General features: G+C 73.0%; 14 protein-coding genes. 8 read left to right on the top strand and 6 right to left on the bottom strand.

Annotated elements, in window-relative coordinates:
- Window positions 1-136 precede the first annotated feature (136 nt).
- Complete coding sequence (locus tag AB0F71_RS28110) at window positions 137-1951, top strand: NHL domain-containing thioredoxin family protein (protein ID WP_360239617.1); 1815 nt, start codon at window positions 137-139, stop codon at window positions 1949-1951.
- Between the two features lie 61 nt (window positions 1952-2012).
- On the opposite strand, the gene AB0F71_RS28105 is transcribed toward AB0F71_RS28110, so the two are convergent.
- A complete protein-coding gene (locus AB0F71_RS28105) occupies window positions 2013-3326 on the bottom strand; it encodes a M18 family aminopeptidase (RefSeq protein WP_360239614.1) in 1314 nt (437 codons plus the stop codon).
- Window positions 3327-3725: 399 nt separating this feature from the next.
- Entirely contained in the window at window positions 3726-5555 is a 1830-nt protein-coding gene (locus tag AB0F71_RS28100; protein ID WP_360239611.1) for an acyl-CoA dehydrogenase, read from the bottom strand.
- Between the two features lie 284 nt (window positions 5556-5839).
- Here AB0F71_RS28100 and AB0F71_RS28095 point away from each other — a divergent pair, with 284 nt between their 5' ends.
- The 3 genes from AB0F71_RS28095 (at window position 5840) to AB0F71_RS28085 (ending at window position 7922) form a co-directional block, all read left to right on the top strand.
- Window positions 5840-6274, top strand: a complete 435-nt coding sequence (locus AB0F71_RS28095; protein WP_350507437.1) for an SseB family protein — start codon at window positions 5840-5842, stop codon at window positions 6272-6274.
- A 127-nt stretch (window positions 6275-6401) separates the two neighbouring features.
- Complete coding sequence (locus AB0F71_RS28090) at window positions 6402-7361, top strand: pirin family protein (protein ID WP_360239608.1); 960 nt, start codon at window positions 6402-6404, stop codon at window positions 7359-7361.
- A 192-nt stretch (window positions 7362-7553) separates the two neighbouring features.
- Complete coding sequence (locus AB0F71_RS28085; protein ID WP_360239605.1) at window positions 7554-7922, top strand: hypothetical protein; 369 nt, start codon at window positions 7554-7556, stop codon at window positions 7920-7922.
- Window positions 7923-7953: 31 nt separating this feature from the next.
- On the opposite strand, the gene AB0F71_RS28080 is transcribed toward AB0F71_RS28085, so the two are convergent.
- The 3 genes from AB0F71_RS28080 to AB0F71_RS28070 form a co-directional block, all read right to left on the bottom strand.
- Window positions 7954-8775, bottom strand: coding sequence for an integrase (locus AB0F71_RS28080; RefSeq protein WP_360239602.1), 822 nt, complete (start codon window positions 8773-8775; stop codon window positions 7954-7956).
- Between the two features lie 355 nt (window positions 8776-9130).
- Window positions 9131-10447, bottom strand: a complete 1317-nt coding sequence (locus tag AB0F71_RS28075; protein WP_360239599.1) for an amidase — start codon at window positions 10445-10447, stop codon at window positions 9131-9133.
- Between the two features lie 25 nt (window positions 10448-10472).
- A complete protein-coding gene (locus tag AB0F71_RS28070) occupies window positions 10473-10703 on the bottom strand; it encodes a hypothetical protein (protein ID WP_360239596.1) in 231 nt (76 codons plus the stop codon).
- Window positions 10704-10888: 185 nt separating this feature from the next.
- Between AB0F71_RS28070 and AB0F71_RS28065 the strand changes: the two genes are divergently transcribed.
- The 3 genes from AB0F71_RS28065 (at window position 10889) to AB0F71_RS28055 (ending at window position 14307) form a co-directional block, all read left to right on the top strand.
- Window positions 10889-11830 carry an LAETG motif-containing sortase-dependent surface protein gene (locus AB0F71_RS28065; RefSeq protein WP_360239593.1) on the top strand — a complete coding sequence of 314 codons (942 nt, stop codon included), beginning with the start codon at window positions 10889-10891 and terminating at the stop codon, window positions 11828-11830.
- A gap of 97 nt (window positions 11831-11927) precedes the next feature.
- Complete coding sequence (locus AB0F71_RS28060) at window positions 11928-12695, top strand: hypothetical protein (RefSeq protein ID WP_360239590.1); 768 nt, start codon at window positions 11928-11930, stop codon at window positions 12693-12695.
- Between the two features lie 376 nt (window positions 12696-13071).
- A complete protein-coding gene (locus AB0F71_RS28055; RefSeq protein ID WP_360239587.1) occupies window positions 13072-14307 on the top strand; it encodes an IS701 family transposase in 1236 nt (411 codons plus the stop codon).
- A gap of 117 nt (window positions 14308-14424) precedes the next feature.
- On the opposite strand, the gene AB0F71_RS28050 is transcribed toward AB0F71_RS28055, so the two are convergent.
- Window positions 14425-15048: an ATP-binding protein gene (locus AB0F71_RS28050; protein ID WP_360239584.1), complete on the bottom strand. Its 624-nt coding sequence runs from the start codon at window positions 15046-15048 to the stop codon at window positions 14425-14427.
- Window positions 15049-15278: 230 nt separating this feature from the next.
- Between AB0F71_RS28050 and AB0F71_RS28045 the strand changes: the two genes are divergently transcribed.
- Window positions 15279-16097, top strand: a complete 819-nt coding sequence (locus AB0F71_RS28045) for a hypothetical protein (RefSeq protein WP_360239581.1) — start codon at window positions 15279-15281, stop codon at window positions 16095-16097.
- The last annotated feature ends 149 nt before the right edge of the window (window positions 16098-16246 follow it).

The following is a 16246-nucleotide window of genomic DNA, read 5'->3' as shown; positions in this document are numbered from 1 at the left end:
ACGCCCCCAAGGCCCCCGTGCACGCCCTGTTCAACCCGCACGTCCACACCCCCAACCCCCCCCCCCCCCCCCCCCCCGCGCAGCGGCCCCCCACACCCCCGGAATGCCCCCACCCCCAATACGGTTGGATACACCCATGGCATCTCGTGCACGCGTCCGCGCCCCCGAACTCATCGGAGCAGGCGGCTGGCTGAACACCGGCGGCAAGACCCTCACCCTCGCCGACTTCCGAGGCAAGATCACCGTCCTCGACTTCTGGACCTTCTGCTGCATCAACTGTCTGCACGTCCTGGACGAGCTCCGCGAGCTCGAGGAGCGGCACCGCGACACCGTGGTGATCGTCGGGGTGCACTCGCCCAAGTTCGTGCACGAGGCCGACCACCAGGCCGTGGTGGACGCCGTCGCCCGGTACGAGGTGCACCACCCAGTGCTGGACGACCCGGCCCTGGCGACCTGGAAGCAGTACGCCGTCCGGGCCTGGCCGACCCTCGTGGTGATCGACCCCGAGGGCTACGTGGTGGCCCAGCACGCCGGTGAGGGCCACGCCCACGCGATCGCCCGGCTGGTGGCCGAGCTGGAGGCGGAGCACGAGGCCAAGGGCACGCTGCGCCGCGGCGACGGCCCGTACGTGCCGCCGGAGCCGAGCAGCGAGGACCTCAAGTTCCCCGGCAAGGCGGTGCGGCTCCCGAACGGCCACTTCCTGGTGGCCGACTCCGGCCACCACTCGCTGGTCGAGCTGGCCGAGGACGGCGAGAAGGTGGTGCGCCGGATCGGTGACGGGCAGCGCGGCCTGGTGGACGGCACCAGCCCGCGGTTCAGCGAGCCGCAGGGCCTGGCGCTGCTGCCGGAGGGCCACGACTACGACGTGGTCGTGGCGGACACCGTGAACCACGCGCTGCGCGGCGTGCGGCTGGCCGACGGCAGCGTGACCACCCTGGCGGGCACCGGCCGCCAGTGGTGGCAGGGCTCGCCGACCGAGGGCCCGGCCCGCGAGGTGGACCTCTCCTCGCCGTGGGACGTCGCCTGGTTCGACGGCAAGCTGTGGATCGCGATGGCGGGCGTGCACCAGCTGTGGGCGTACGACCCGGCGGCCGGCACGGTCGGCGTGGCGGCCGGCACCACCAACGAGGGCCTGGTGGACGGCCCGGTCGCCGAGGCCTGGTTCGCCCAGCCGTCCGGCCTCGCGGTCTCCGCGGACGGCGAGCGGCTCTGGGTCGCCGACTCGGAGACCTCCGCGCTGCGCTTCGTTTCACGTGAAACGGGCGCGGTCGAAACGGCCGTCGGGACCGGGCTGTTCGACTTCGGCCACCGGGACGGCGCCGCCGACCAGGCCCTGTTCCAGCACCCGCTGGGCGTCACCGTGCTGCCGGACGGCTCGGTGGCCGTCAGCGACACCTACAACCACGCGCTGCGCCGCTTCGACCCGGCGAGCGGCGAGGTCACCACGCTGGCCACCGACCTGCGCGAGCCCTCCGGGGCGGTGCTGGTCGACGGCGACATCGTGGTGGTCGAGTCGGCCCGGCACCGGCTGACCAGGCTGCGGCTGCCGGAGGAGGCGGTACGGGTGGAGTCGGTGGCGCACCGCACCCAGCGCGCGGCCACCGAGGTCGCCCCGGGCGCCCTGCGGCTGGACGTGGTGTTCGAGGCGCCGAGCGGCCAGAAGCTGGACGAGCGCTACGGCCCGTCCACCCGGCTGCTGGTCAGCTCGACCCCGCCCGAGCTGCTGGTCTCCGGTGCGGGCGCGGACTCCGCCCTCTCCCGCGAGCTGGTGCTCTCCGACGAGGTGACCGAGGGCGTGCTGCACGTCTCGGCGATGGCCGCCTCCTGCGACGACGACCCGGAGATCGAGTACCCGGCCTGCCACGTGCACCAGCAGGACTGGGGCGTGCCGGTGAAGCTGGTCGCCGACGGCGTGCGCCGCCTCCCGCTGGTCCTGGCGGGCATGGAGTAGCCGGGCGACGCGCGGGGCCCGCCGGCGAACCGTCGGGCCCCGCGCGTCACACCGTCCGTGCTCAGCCCTCCAGGAAGGCCTTGATCGCGCTGGCCAGCAGGTACGGGTCCTCGGCCCCGCACAGCTCGCGCGCGGAGTGCATGGACAGCGCCGCGATGCCGCAGTCCACCGTCTTGATGCCCAGCCGCGCCGCGGTGATCGGACCGATCGTCGTCCCGCAGGGCATCGCGTTGTTGGAGACGAAGCTCTGCCACGGCACGCCGGCCTTCTCGCAGGCGGCCGCGAACACCGCCCGGCCGACCCCGTCGGTCGCGTAGCGGTTGTTGACGTTGACCTTGAGGATCGGCCCGTTGTTCGGCAGCGGGTGGTGGCCCGGCTCGTGCCGCTCGGAGTAGTTCGGGTGGACGGCGTGGCCCATGTCCGAGGACAGGCAGACGGTGCCGGCCAGCGCCCGGGCGCGGTCCTCCGGGGAGCCGCCGCGGGCGTACACCGTGCGGTCCAGCACGTTGCCGAGCAGCGGGCTCTGCGCGCCGGTGTCCGACTCGCTGCCGGTCTCCTCGTGGTCGAAGGCGGCCAGCACCGGGATGTACGGCAGCGCCACCTCGCCCCCGGCGGCGGCGAGGGCCACGGCGGCCAGCGCGGCGGTGGCCGCGTGCACCGAGAGCAGGTTGTCCAGCCGCGGGCCGGCCAGCAGCTCGCGGTCACGGCCCAGGTAGGAGGCGGGCTGGACGTCATGGGTCATCAGGTCCCAGCCGGCCACCTCCTCGACGGCCAGCCCGGCCCGCTCGGCGACGTAGCCGATCAGCGAGCCCTCGTCGACCGGGCCGAGGCCCCAGATCGGGGTGACGTGCCGCTGCCGGTCCAGCTTCATGCCGTCGTTGACCTGGCGGTCCAGGTGGATGGCGAGCTGGGGCACGCGCAGCAGCGGCTCGTCCAGCTGGACGAGCCGCGCACTTCCGTCCTTCAACGCGAGTCTGCCGGACAGGCCGAGGTCACGGTCCAGCCAGGTGTTCAGCGGCACCCCGCCGTAGATCTCCACCGCGACCTGCCGCCACCCGGCGGAGCCGGTGTCGGGGACCGGCTTCACCCGCAGGTTGGGCGAGTCGGTGTGGGTGCCGACGATCCGGAACGGCGTCTCCGGCCCCGCGCCCTCCGGCAGGTACCAGGCGATCAGCGCGCCGCCGCGGATCAGGTAGCGCCCGCCGGCCGCCGCGTCCCAGGCGTCCGTCTCCGCGACCTGACGGAACCCCGCCTTCTCCAAGCGCTCGGCGGCGCTCGCGACCGCGTGGTACGGGGACGGCGAGGTGCCGAGGAACGCGATCAGATCGTCGGTGTGCGTCCGGTCGAAGAAGGCCCGGCGGGCGGCGGTCGACATACTGCTCCAGGGTCGAGGGAGGGCCGAAGCCGGATGGGGGATCGGCTTCGCACCTTGAGCATATGCCCGTACACGGACATGGCATTCGGGCCCCGGCAGGGGTTTCGGAACACCGGCACGATCCCGAACCCGCCTCCCACCGGCCCTTCTTCACGCCCTGGTCCCTCCCGGTCGCACACCGTCAGCGGACCGCGGCACGGGGGCCGCGCCTCCCCCGCCGGGCACGACGCCGGAGCCCTTCGCCACCCGGCCCACAGCCGGACCTCTGGGCCCAACTCCCGTACGGCCTCCAGGCCTTGGGGCGCCCCGCCCGCGCGAAGACGCCGAAGGGCCCGGTGGCAGCCGGGCCCTTCGGTGTGAGGGTGTCGTCGTCAGGCAGTCAGAAGAGCGCGCAGGGCCTTAGAAGGCCTCCTCCGCCAGCTCCATGATCTCGTTGTCGATGCCCTCGGCGATCGCCCGCTGCGGGGCGATGGTCGGGAGGACGTTCTTGGCGAAGAAGCGGGCGGCCGCGACCTTGCCCTGGTAGAACGGCACGTCCTTCTCGGAGGCGCCGGCCTCCAGCTTGGCCAGGGCCACCGCGGCCTGGCGCAGCAGCAGCCAGCCGACCACGACGTCGCCGGAGACCATCAGCAGGCGGGTGGTGTTGAGGCCCACCTTGTACATGTTCTTGACGTCCTGCTCGACCGAGGTCAGGTCGGCGATGAGCTTGCCGACGATGGCCTCCAGGTCGCCGGCGGCCTTGGCGAGCAGCTCGCGCTCGGCGGCCAGGGCGTCGCCGCCCTCGGCGGAGCCGAGGAACTTCTGGATCTGCTCGTTGAGGGCGGTGAGCGCCTGGCCACCGTCCTTGACGATCTTGCGGAAGAAGAAGTCCTGGCCCTGGATCGCGGTGGTGCCCTCGTACAGGGTGTCGATCTTGGCGTCGCGGATGTACTGCTCGATCGGGTACTCCTGCAGGTAGCCGGAGCCACCGAAGGTCTGCAGGGACTGGGCGAGCTGCTCGTAGGACTTCTCCGAGCCGTAGCCCTTGACGATCGGGAGCAGGAAGTCGTTGAGGCGCTCGGCGGCCTCGTCCCGCTCGCCGCGCAGCTTGGCGGCCAGCATGTCGTCCTGGACGGACGCGGTGAACAGGACCAGCGCGCGCATGCCCTCGGCGTAGGCCTTCTGGGTCAGCAGCGAGCGGCGCACGTCCGGGTGGTGGGTGATGGTGACGCGCGGGGCGGTCTTGTCCAGGAACTGGGAGATGTCGGCACCCTGCACGCGCTCCTTGGCGTACTCCAGGGCGTTCAGGTAGCCGGTGGAGAGGGTGGCGATGGCCTTCGTGCCGACCATCATCCGGGCGAACTCGATGATCTTGAACATCTGGCGGATGCCGTCGACCTTCTCGCCCAGCAGCCAGCCCTTGGCCGGGTGCTTGGCACCGAAGGTCATCTCGCAGGTGTTCGAGGCCTTGAGGCCCATCTTGTGCTCGACGTTGGTGGCGTAGACGCCGTTGCGCTCGCCGAGCTCGCCGGTCTCCCAGTCGAAGTCGAACTTGGGGACGATGAACAGACCGAGGCCCTTGGTGCCCGGCTTACCGCCCTCGGGGCGGGCCAGCACCATGTGGATGATGTTCTCGGACATGTCGTGCTCGCCCGAGGTGATGAAGCGCTTGACGCCCTCGATGTGCCAGGAGCCGTCCTCCTGCTGGATCGCCTTGGTGCGGCCGGCGCCCACGTCGGAGCCCGCGTCGGGCTCGGTGAGGACCATGGTGGAGCCCCACAGGCGGTCGGTCATCCGCTTGGCGACCTCGAGCTGCTCCTCGGTGCCCTCCTCGGCGATGACACCGGCGAAGGCCGGGCCGGAGGAGTACATCCAGATGGCGGGGTTGGAGCCCAGGATCTGCTCGGCGAAGGCCCAGATCAGCGAGTTCGGGGTGACCTGGCCGCCGATGGACTCCGGGATGCCCAGGCGCCACCACTCGGCGTCCATGAAGGTCTGGTAGCTCTTCTTGAACGTGGCCGGGATCGGGGCGGTGTTGGTCTCCGGGTCGAAGACCGGCGGGTTGCGGTCGGTGTCGGCGAACGACGCGGCGAGGTCGTTCTCGGCGAGGCGGGCGATCTCGCTGAGGATGTTCTTCGCGGTCTCGACGTCCATGTCCGCGAACGGCCCGGTGCCGTACACCTGGTCGCGACCGAACACCTCGAAGAGGTTGAACTCCACGTCCCGCAGGTTGGACTTGTAGTGACCCATGGCCGTTTTCTCCGGTTCGTCGCTTCCGGGTGACCGCCGCGTTTCGGGCGTCCCGTACCCACCAGTAGGCATCATGATGCTACCCAGCGGTAACTTGGGCAAGCCCCCGACGGTGAATCCGGTATGAACGTGGTCACGTCCCACAAGCCGGGACGACCACTCCTTGTCAGGATCGACGCCAGCGCGGGCGGGTGCGCTCCCGCTAGCCTGTCCGTGTGTACGGATATGACCAGAACGCATACCCGGGTGACCCCTACCAGCAGCAGGCGGGTCCGCAGCCGGGCATGAACGGCATGCCCGGACCGGACGCGTACGGCGCGCAGGGGCAGGCGCCCCAGCAGTCGCTGTACCCGGAGCCCTCCCCGCCGTCCCTGGCGGACGCGGTGCGCGCCTTCACCACGGGCTCGATGGCGGTCGAGGACTTCCAGGCCATCTTCATCACCTCGAAGGTGCACTGCCCGCGCGGCGAGCGCCCCGGCTTCCTGGCACTGCACAACACCCCGACGCCGGTGATCCCGATGTTCAGCTCGCTCAAGGAGCTGCGCCGCTACGCCGGCAAGGACTCCAAGCACTTCACCGTCACCGGCGCCGAGGTGCTGGACCTGCTGCCGACCGGCTACGGCTTCGCGCTGGACATGGAGGGCGAGCACCGGATGGTGTTCGACGCCAAGGCGGTCGAGCAGATGGTCGACTTCACCATGCGCCGGATGTACGGCTGACCCATCCTGAGCGAGGAGCCCCGCGCTCCTTCGTCGACACATAGTTCAACTTTCAACTTGCTTGTTGTTGAGGATTGAACTATCCTCGTGGACGTAGGCCAGAGAACCCCCCTCGAAGGAGGCCGACATGCCCGCCGTGACCGTCGACAACCCGCTGACCCTCCCGCGCGTCACCACGCCGGACCCGGTCGTCGCCACCCCGCGGCCGGTGCTCACCGTCGCCACCGCCCCCGAAGGCTTCGAGGGCGAGGGCTTCCCGGTCCGCCGCGCCTTCGCCAAGATCAACACCAAGTACCTCGACCCGTTCATCATGATGGACCAGATGGGCGAGGTGGACTACGCGGCCGGTGAGCCCAAGGGGACCCCCTGGCACCCGCACCGCGGCTTCGAGACGGTCACCTACATCATCGACGGAACGTTCATCCACCAGGACTCGCACGGCGGCGGCGGCACCATCACCGACGGCGACACCCAGTGGATGACGGCCGGCTCCGGTCTGCTGCACATCGAGACCCCGCCGGAGTCGCTGGTGATGTCCGGCGGCCTGTTCCACGGCCTCCAGCTGTGGGTCAACCTGCCCGCCTCGGACAAGATGATCGCCCCGAAGTACCAGGACATCCGCGGCGGCAGCGTCAAGCTGCTCGGCTCGGCGGACGGCGGCGCCCTGATCCGCGTCATCGCCGGCGAGGTCGACGGCCACCAGGGCCCCGGCGCGACCCACACCCCGATCACCATGACCCACATCTCGGTGAACCCCGGTGCCCAGGTCACCCTCCCCTGGCGTGCCGACTTCAACGCCCTCGCCTACGGCCTGGCCGGCAGCGGCTCCGCCGGCGAGGAGCGCCGCCCCTTCCACATGGGCCAGGCCGTCGTCTTCGGCGACGGCGACTCCCTCACCATCCGCGCCGACGAGAAGCAGGACTCCCGCAACGCCAACTTCGAGGTCGTCCTGCTCGGCGGCCTGCCGATTCGCGAGCCCGTCGCCTGGTACGGCCCGTTCGTGATGAACAGCCACCGCGAACTCCAGCAGGCCATGGAGGACTTCCAGGCCGGCCGGCTCGGCACCATCCCCACCGACGCCCACTGACGTCGGCACACCCGAAGGGCCCGGACCGCACACGGTCCGGGCCCTTCGGCATGTTCGTACCGGAAGCCTCCGGAGCCCCATCCTCCCCTTGTCGCACGGGTGTTGACACCAGCTCCGGGCGTCTCGCAATAATGTCGATTGGTCTGAACCATTGGCCAAATTGGTCGAGACCACAACGGGAGGAACCCCACCATGCGCCGTGCCGTCCGGCGGCTCGCCGTACTCGCCGCAGCCCCGCTGATCGCCCTGACCGGCGCCACCGCGGCCCAGGCCCTGCCGACCATCGACACCAGCTCGTACTCCGTCACCGACGGGACGGGCACCTGCTCGATCAACGTGCACTTCTACTACAGCTCGCACTGGTACGTGCAGTACGACCTGATCAACTGGGGCAACGGCACCCAGGGTTGCGAGGCCGGCGCGTACACCAGCGACCAGGGCTGGGTCGGCCACATCACCAGCGGCAGCTACTCCACCAGCGACGACCCCTCCCGCTACGTGCGGCCGTGGGTGCAGAAGGTCGGCGACCCGTCCAGCTTCCGCTGGGGCAACAACCGCTGACCCCGCACCACCCGGGCAGCGCCTCCGCCGGCTACAGCAACGCGTAGACGGCGGAGGCGTCGTCGTGGGTCTTGCCGCGCGGCCAGCGCTCGCAGCCCGCGTCCGCCCGCTCCACCTCGCGGACCTGGGCGATCAGCTCGCCCGGCCCGGACTCCGCGAGCAGCCGCAGCACGTCCCCCCAACTGCCCAGCCCGAAGCGCTCGGTGTAGCGCGAGGCGCCGTCGGTGAGGGCGGCCACCGCATGCAGCCGCTCCAGCCGGACGAAGCCGGTCTCGGCGTGCTCGGCGGCCCGCGGACTGGCGGCGGCGATCCACGGACCGGTGCCCCGGTTACGGGCGGCGCGCACCGCCAACGCGTACTCCAGGTGCAGCGCGGCCCGCTCGGCCGTCCCCGGGACGGTCGCCCAGACCTGGCGGCGCAGCTCCTCCCCGCCGGGGAAGCGCTGGTTGTCGCCGATCACCTTGGGCGGGCCGTCCTTGAACTCCAGCACCAGCAGCGAGTCCCCGAGCACCAGGTACTCCAGGGACTCGCCGTGCCGCCGGGCCGCGACCACCATCGCCGCGGGCGTGTTGGCGTGGCCGAGGTCGCAGCGGCCGCCGTGCAGCGCGGCCGTCTCCACGATGGCGTCGGCCAGGCACTCGGCGATCGAGCGGTCCACCCGGTCGGTGAGCCGGGCGAGCAGGTGCACCCCCAACCGGCGGACGTACCAGGCGGTTCCGTGCCGGCACCCGGACTCCAGGCCGGCCGGCGAGCTGGCGCCGTCCAGCAGGACCAGTGCCTCCGGCGAGGCCGCCGCGAAGTCCTCGCTCTCGCGGTCGGGCCGCCGTGCTTCCCCTGCGAGCTGTAGCTGCATCCCGACAGTGTGGCCGCCACCCCCGGCCCGCGCCCAGACCCCTGCGCCGGTGTGGCGCGGGCCGGGACCGGTTTCCGGTGGCAGCGGGGGCGATTCGGCCATACCGTCGGATAACGACTGGACAATTCGGCCAATCGGGGCCGGCCGGGTTTGGCACCACCTTCGAGTGCCCGAGCGGCCCGGGACTGACGAGGAGCGGAAGATGTTCTGGCAGTTCATCGTGGTGCTCGCCGCCGCGCTCGGCTTTCCGACCGCCGCACTGTTCTTCCTGATCGGCGGGCCGCGCTTCCCGGACGAGCGGCGCGGTCCCGACGCCTGACCCCTCCCCGGTCAGGCGGGCCCCTCCAGCGGGCCGCTACCCCCGCCCCTGGCCCAGCGCCCGCTCCAGCACGGCGGCCCCGGCGAGCAGCCGCTCGTCCCCGCCCGCCGCGCCGACCAGCTGGAGGCCGAGCGGCAGCCCGTCCGCCGTCCGGCCGGCCGGCAGGCTCACCGCGGGCAGGCCGAGGAAGCTCCACGGCAGCGACATCACCCCGTTCCCCGTGTCGTGCAAGCCCTCCGGCGCCCCGCCGGTCGCCGAGGGCGCCAGCCACAGGTCCACCCCGGCGGCGGCCGCCGCCCCGGCCACCCGCTCCCGCAGCCCCTCCCGGAACCGCAGCGCGGCCGCCCGGTCCGCCGCCGCGACCCCCTGCCCGACCCGGATGCTCGCCACCGTCTCCGGCCGGTACAGCCCGCCGAAGCGGGCGAACCAGTCGGCATGGCTGCGGGCCAGCTCGAACCGGTTGACGAGCTGCAACTGCCGCGTCACCTCGGCGAAGTCGGGGAACAGCGGCACCCTGCGGACCGTCACCCCGGCCCGCGCCAGCCGTGCCACCTGCTCCTCGAAGGCCCGCCGCGCGGCCGGCTCCGCCCGCTCCAGGTACGGCCCGTCCGGCACGCCGCAGACCGGGGCCGCCGCCTCCCCCTCCCCGGGCCGCCAGTCCTCGCACAGCAGCGGGGCCACCAGCGCCACGCCCGCCAGCTCGGCGGTGAACACGCCCAGGGTGTCGAAACTCGGCGCGTTCGGGATCACGCCCGCGAACGGGATCCGCCCGTACGTCGGCCGGAACCCCACCACCCCGCAGTACGCGGCCGGCCGGATCACCGAACCCACCGTCTGGGTGCCGACCGCCAACGGCACCAGCCCGGCCGCCACCGCCGCCGCCGAGCCGCTGCTCGAACCCCCCGGGGTGTGCCCCGGCCGGTGCGGATTGCGGGTCGGGCCCGGGGCGGTCGCGGCGAACTCGGCGGTCACCGTCTTGCCCGCGACCATCGCCCCCGCCGCCAGCAGCCGGTCCACCACCACGGCCTGCGGCCCCGCCAGCACACCCGGCGGCAGCGCGGACCCGGCGTGCGTGGGCAGCCCGTCCACGTGCACGATGTCCTTGATCCCCACCGCCACCCCGTACAGCGGCGGCCGCCCGGCCGGCTCCGGGTACCGTGCGGCCAACTCCCGTGCCCGCGCCCGCAGTCGGTCGTGCCGGCCGGGCTCCGCCACGAAGGCGTGGAGCAGCGGGTCCACCCGCTCGACCCGCCCGCAGAACCGGTCGACGTACTCGGACAGCCCGGGCACGCCGGAGCGCAGCCCCGCGGCCTCGGCGGTCAGCGACCGGGGCCGGACCAGCGATTCCTCCATACCGAGCACCGTAGCGCCCGGCCGCTCACTGGTGCTCGGCCGACAGGTACGGCGCCTCGCGCAGGAAGTACGCCCCGCAGGTGTGGCAGCACAGCTCCGGGGTCCGCCCCCAGTCCACCGCCTCCCGCACCGGCGCCCCGGGATCGAGCTCCCGGCCGCACATCGCCACGCTCTGCGCCCCCCGGACCACGTGCCACAGCCGCACCCCGCCGGCCTCCCCCTCGGGGCCGAACTCGGCTCGCATCTGGTGCATCATGCCCACCATCGTCCGACCGCCCCCACACCCCGGCAACCGGAGCACCCCGGCACCCCGTCCCCACCCGGAAGCGCCGGCTCCCCACCCCGGTAGGGTACGCGGGCGATCCAGTGCCGACGGCCCTCGCCGAAGCCTCAATTCGCCCGAAAACACCCGAATTCCGCCCACAGATGGAGCTAGTCCGCGTGCGCTCTTCCCGTCTCCTCGCCGCTTCCGCGCTGACGGCGCTCACCCTCTGCGCCACGGCCGGCGCTGCCACCGCGAGCGCCGTCGGGATCACCACCCCGACCCCGACCGCGACCGCGACCGCGACCACCGCCCCGAGCACCCCGGCACCGACGGCCACGGCCAAGCCGACCAACCTGCCGACCCCGCCGGTGCCGACCCCGAGCGGTGGCCCCTGCCGCGGCTACCAGATCCGGGACCTCAAGGTCACCGGCTCGGGTCTCGCCAAGACCACCCTGGTCAAGGGCGGCCCGGCGCAGGAGGCCACCGTGACCTTCGAGAACACCACCCCGGTCGACCTCAAGAAGTTCGACACCTACTTCTTCTTCACCGACCTGGCGGAGACCGAGCCGGTGACCAACCCGGTCACCTGGGGCAAGGAGTCCTTCAACATCCAGGTGAAGCTGCCCGGCGGGGACTGGAAGACGCCCGAGGCGAGCACCGTCACCGGGAACATGTCCTACCTGAAGGTGGAGCTCGGCCAGTACAAGATCGCCAAGGGCGGGAAGCTCACCCTCCAGGTGCGCCTTGCGGCCACCGACAAGGCGATCGCCGCGCGGTACTTCGCCCAGCTGAGCGGCACCTCCGAAGCCTTCGAGAGCAAGGACGTGCCGGGCGCCCCCGCCACCGGCAGCTGCCTGGCATTCAACGGCGACTACCGCGTCGACGACCTCTTCAAGGTCGTCGACGCCGGCTCGACCGCCCCGGCCACCAGCACCGCTGTCCCGGCCGCCGCCGTGTCCGCCACGGCCTCCGCCTCCCCGTCGGCCGGCCCGCACCTGGCCGAGACCGGCAGCTCCTCCAACACCCTGCCGATCGCCCTCGGCGGCGCCGCCGTCCTGGCCGCCGGCGCCGGTACCCTGTTCGTCCTGCGCCGTCGCAAGGCGGGCGCGCACAGCTGATCCCGCGTGAAATGAACCGAGGGGCACGGACAACCGTTCGGGCCCCTCGGTGGTCTTCCCGGAGAGCGACACCCGACCCCACCGCTGGAGCCCGCCGATGCGTCCCGCCCGCCTTCCCGCCGCCTGCACCCTGCTCGTGCTCACCGCCGGTCCGGTCGCCCTCGCCACGGTCCCCGCGTTCGCCTCCGACAGCCCGACCGCCGCCCCCGCCGCGACACCCAGCGTGACGACCAGCGCGACGCCCACCGGGACTCCCTCCGAGACCCCTTCCGCCACCCCGACGCCGACCGCCCCCACCGACTGCCCGGAAGGCACCACCGCCGACCCGATACCGGCCACCGGCAGCACCGGCACCCCGGGCGAACTCGCCGTCACCTTCACCAACACCAGCACCACCACGGTGAAGCAGCTCGCCACCACCGTCGCCCTCACCGACGGCAGCGGCAGCCTCCCCCTGGAACTGCGCGCGGGCGCCGGCGCCTGGAAGCCCCTCACCGTCACCGGCACCCCGGCCAACACCGGCGCCTACCAGGTCCCCCAGGGCCAGCGGCTCACCCTCCAGGTCCGGCTCGCCGCCGGCACCCCGCACGGCGACCACCGCCTCACCTTCACCGCCAAGTCCGAGGTCCTGCCGAGCGGCTCCGCCCCGGCGAAGAAGTACACCTGCCCCCAGCTCACCGCCACCTACACCGGCACCCTCCCCCCCGCCGACCACGCCCAGCCCCCCACCGCCACCACCCCCACCCACCTCGCCGACACCGGCGCCGGCACCGCCACCCGCCCCCTCGCCATCGCCGGCACCACCGCCCTCCTCCTCGGCACCACCCTCCGCCTCCTCACCCGCCGCCGCCCCACCACCGACTGACGGACGGGCCCCGCCGGACCGGCAGGGCCCGGACTCACCGGCTCCGCGCGAGCCCCCGCAGGGTGAACAACCCTGCGGGTCGATACGCCTAGGGCGTGTCTTGTGGATCAGGTCGGACCAGACCGCGGCGTCAGGGTGCGTGCATCGCAAGGCGGAGGATGGGGGCACCTCCCGGCCGAAGGCTGGGGGAGAGTCCATGCGGTGGGGGCACCTCCCGGCCGAAGGCTGGGGGCCATCGGCGACCGACGACAACGCGGCGAGGTGCGTGCCCTGACGTCGCGGGCCTGGCCTGATCCACAAGACACGCCCTAGTAGTGCTTTGTTACGTGCTGCACGGGGTCTGGGCAGGTGGCTGTTTCGGCGGTTCGCTGTCGGTGTGACTCCAGACGAACTGGCTGTGTTACGAGACGAGTTGGAGGCGTTCGCAGCGGTGGTGTTCGCTCCGCTGCGACGCTCGGACCAGCGGGACAAGGGCCTGGGCTATCTGCGCGGCCTGCTCCTGGACGGGCGGCGCAAGTCGATGCAGCCGATGGCCGAGCGCCTCGGGATCGACCACCAGCGCCTGCAGCAGTTCATCACCACCTCGACCTGGCCCCTGGACGAGGTTCGCGCCCGCATCGCCCGCCGGGCCGTCCGGGCCCTGTCGCCGCAGGCGTGGGTGATCGACGACACCGGCTTCCCCAAAGACGGCACCAGCTCACCCGCAGTCGCCCGCCAGTACTCCGGCACGCTCGGCAAGGTCGGCAACTGCCAGGTCGGGGTGAGTGTCCACGCCGTCACCGACCGGGCGTCCTGCCCGCTCGACTGGCGACTGTTCCTGCCCGCCTCCTGGGACCCGGAGCACGCCGCGGACCCGGCCGCCGCCGCCCGAACCGGGCGGCGGCGGACCAGTTGTCGCATCCCCGCCGACGAGGGCCACCGCCCGAAATGGCGCATGGCCGTCGAGATGCTCGACGAACTCGCCACCTGGGACCTCGCGCCGCCGGTGGTGGTCGCCGATGCCGGATACGGCGACAACGCCCACTTCCGCACGGCCCTGGACGAGCGCGGCCTGCACTGGATCGTGCAGGTCAAGGGCCTGGCCACCGCCCACCCGCTGAACGCGGTCCCGCACCAGCCGCCCTACAGCGGACTCGGCCCCCGCCCCAAGCCCCGCTACCGCACCCGACCCCTCCCGCTGGCCGAGCACGTGCGGGCCGCCGGGCACCCGGCGGCCCGCACGGTGACCTGGCGACACGGCTCGCGCGACCGATTGACCGGCGAGTTCGTGGCACTTCGGGTCCGCCTGGCCGGTCGCCGCCCGCGCCTGGAGGAAGACGGCACGCTGCCCGCGTGCTGGCTGCTGGCCCAGTGGCCTGCCCACAAGGCCGAGCCCTCGCACTACTGGGTGTCCAACCTGCCCGCCGACACAACGGTCGAGGAACTGGTCCGCCTGGCCAAGATCCGCTGGCGAATCGAGCACGACTACCGCGAGCTGAAGACCGCGCTGGGCCTGGACCACTTCGAGGGCCGCTCCTGGACCGGCTGGCATCGCCACGTCACCCTCGTCACCGCCGCCCACCTCTTCGTCACCCTGACCCGGAGCCGCCCAAAAGTGCCTGCTCGGGCATGACCCTCTACCAGGCCGTCAGAACCCTCCAGCACCTCCTGGCGACCTGGAACGGAACATGCCCGACCTGCCACCAACCAATAGCCAGGCCAAGACCAGCCCCGACCTAACAAAGCACTACTAGGACGCCGCCTGAAGCAGGGCGCCGTCCTGCCACTTGAGGATCTTGTCGAAGCTGACGATGGCCCCGCGGAGCGGGTGGTTGCGGAGCTGGACGTGGTCGGTGAGGGCGTGGATGAGGAAGAGGCCGCGGCCGGATTCGGCGGTGAGGTCGGGGAGGGTGTCGAGGTCGACCGGGCGGAGGGTGGGGGCCGCGGGGCGGTGCGGGAGGACGTGGGTGTCGTAGGGGCGGCCCTCGCGGCGGGGGCGGTGGGCGGTGAGGACGCGGGCCGGGACGGTGGCGCGGCCGCGGCGGGGGCGGCGGGTCGCGTGGCCGGCCGGGGCCGGGGCGGCCGGGCGGCGGGCGGGCGGGGCGCTGGGGGCGGGCAGCCCGGGGCCGGAGTCGGTGACCTCGATCCGCAGCCGGTCGCCGCTGATCGCGGCGGTGACCTGGAAGCCGTCGTCGGGCCGGCCGGTGGCGCCGTGTTCGACGGCGTTGGCGCAGGCCTCGGTGAGGGCGACGCCGAGGTCGTGGGCGATCTGGGGGTCGACGCCCGCGGTCGCCATGGCACCGAGCAGGATGCGCCGGGCCAGCGGAACGCTGGCCGGGTCGCGCTTGAGGTGCAGAGTCCACCAGATGTCCACGGGAGGTCCCTCCTGGCTGCGGCTCCACATACAACTAGGTATCTCCGGGCGATTCGGCGGTGAACCGTGCCCGGGGGCGGCTACCGCCCGTTCGGCGGATGGACTGGGGACGGGGGTCTGTGCCGGAGGGCGCATGCCGTGGGGTGCACGCCGCGGCCGAACGGGGCATTCGTAGGGATTTCCCACCCTGCCCGTGTCGGCCGTGTACGCGATGAGATGATGGCCCGGCCATGACTGCCCTCCCCGCCGCCCCGTTCCAGGGCACCCCCGTCGTCGATTCGACGCAGCCGGCCCGGCCGGTGGGGGCCGCCTGGGACCTGCGGCTTGCCCGGGCCGTCCCGTTCGCCCTGGTGTGCACGCTGATAGCGGCCGCCGGGCACGCGCTGGCGGGTGGCGGGAACGTGCCGCCGGTCGCGCTGGCGACGGGCTTCGCCGCGGTGCTGGTGCTCGCGGTGGCGTGCGGCGGGCGGGAGCGCTCGCTGGCGGGCATCTCCGGTGCGCTGGGCGCGGGTCAGCTGGGGCTGCACCTTCTGTTCCACGGCCTGGGCGGCCACGGGATGCACGACGGCATGCCGATGAGCGTGCCGCAGGCGGCCGGGCGGCTGATCTGCAACGAGGCCCGGCCGGGCACCCTGGTGGGCCTGCCCGCCGGCACCTCGCCGGAGCAGCTGGTCTCCTCCGCGGGCCTGGATCCGCACACGTACGCCGCCGCGCCCTGGTGGCAGCAGGGCGGCGTGCTGGGGATGACGCCGTCGATGCTGGCCGGGCACCTGGTCGCCGCGCTGGTGGCGGGCTGGTGGCTGCGGCGCGGCGAGGCGGCGCTGTGGCGGCTGCTGCGGGTGGCGGCGTCGGCGGCCCGGGAGCACTGGGCGGCGCCGCTGCGCTCGGCCCTGGTGCTGGTGGCCGCGCTGCTGCGCGGTCTGTTCGGCATGGCCGGTCCGGTCCGCCGGTTCGGTGCGGGCGGCGGCGGGAGCCGGCTGCCCGCGGGTGCGGTGCTGCGGCACAGCGTGGTGCGGCGCGGGCCGCCGTGCGGGGCCTTCGCGTACTGATCCGGCGTTGCGGCGCACCCCGAGGAGGGGTGCCGGCCGACCGGGTGCGGTACGCGGTGTCCGGGCCGTTCCGTCCGTCCACGGCGACGGCGGCCCCTGGTCCTGCCCCCCACGTCCGCGCGTGCAGCCCGCCGCCGAGAGCGGCGGTC

Origin of the sequence: Kitasatospora sp. NPDC028055 (genome assembly GCF_040637885.1) — a bacterium.
Taxonomy (GTDB): Bacteria; Actinomycetota; Actinomycetes; order Streptomycetales; family Streptomycetaceae; genus Kitasatospora.
The sequence above is the reverse complement of the archived record's forward strand: the minus strand, read 5'-3'. Positions and strand labels throughout refer to the sequence as shown.

What these genes read in the sequence shown, in the direction of transcription:
- AB0F71_RS28105 (WP_360239614.1), bottom strand. Translation starts at nt 3,326, where the DNA reads ATGTCGACCGCCGCCCGCCGGGCCTTCTTCGACCGGACGCACACCGAC.
- AB0F71_RS28045 (WP_360239581.1), top strand. Translation starts at nt 15,279, where the DNA reads ATGACTGCCCTCCCCGCCGCCCCGTTCCAGGGCACCCCCGTCGTCGAT.
- AB0F71_RS28070 (WP_360239596.1), bottom strand. Translation starts at nt 10,703, where the DNA reads ATGATGCACCAGATGCGAGCCGAGTTCGGCCCCGAGGGGGAGGCCGGC.
- AB0F71_RS28100 (WP_360239611.1), bottom strand. Translation starts at nt 5,555, where the DNA reads ATGGGTCACTACAAGTCCAACCTGCGGGACGTGGAGTTCAACCTCTTC.
- AB0F71_RS28095 (WP_350507437.1), top strand. Translation starts at nt 5,840, where the DNA reads ATGAACGGCATGCCCGGACCGGACGCGTACGGCGCGCAGGGGCAGGCG.
- AB0F71_RS28085 (WP_360239605.1), top strand. Translation starts at nt 7,554, where the DNA reads ATGCGCCGTGCCGTCCGGCGGCTCGCCGTACTCGCCGCAGCCCCGCTG.
- AB0F71_RS28075 (WP_360239599.1), bottom strand. Translation starts at nt 10,447, where the DNA reads ATGGAGGAATCGCTGGTCCGGCCCCGGTCGCTGACCGCCGAGGCCGCG.
- AB0F71_RS28060 (WP_360239590.1), top strand. Translation starts at nt 11,928, where the DNA reads ATGCGTCCCGCCCGCCTTCCCGCCGCCTGCACCCTGCTCGTGCTCACC.
- AB0F71_RS28090 (WP_360239608.1), top strand. Translation starts at nt 6,402, where the DNA reads ATGCCCGCCGTGACCGTCGACAACCCGCTGACCCTCCCGCGCGTCACC.
- AB0F71_RS28080 (WP_360239602.1), bottom strand. Translation starts at nt 8,775, where the DNA reads ATGCAGCTACAGCTCGCAGGGGAAGCACGGCGGCCCGACCGCGAGAGC.
- AB0F71_RS28110 (WP_360239617.1), top strand. Translation starts at nt 137, where the DNA reads ATGGCATCTCGTGCACGCGTCCGCGCCCCCGAACTCATCGGAGCAGGC.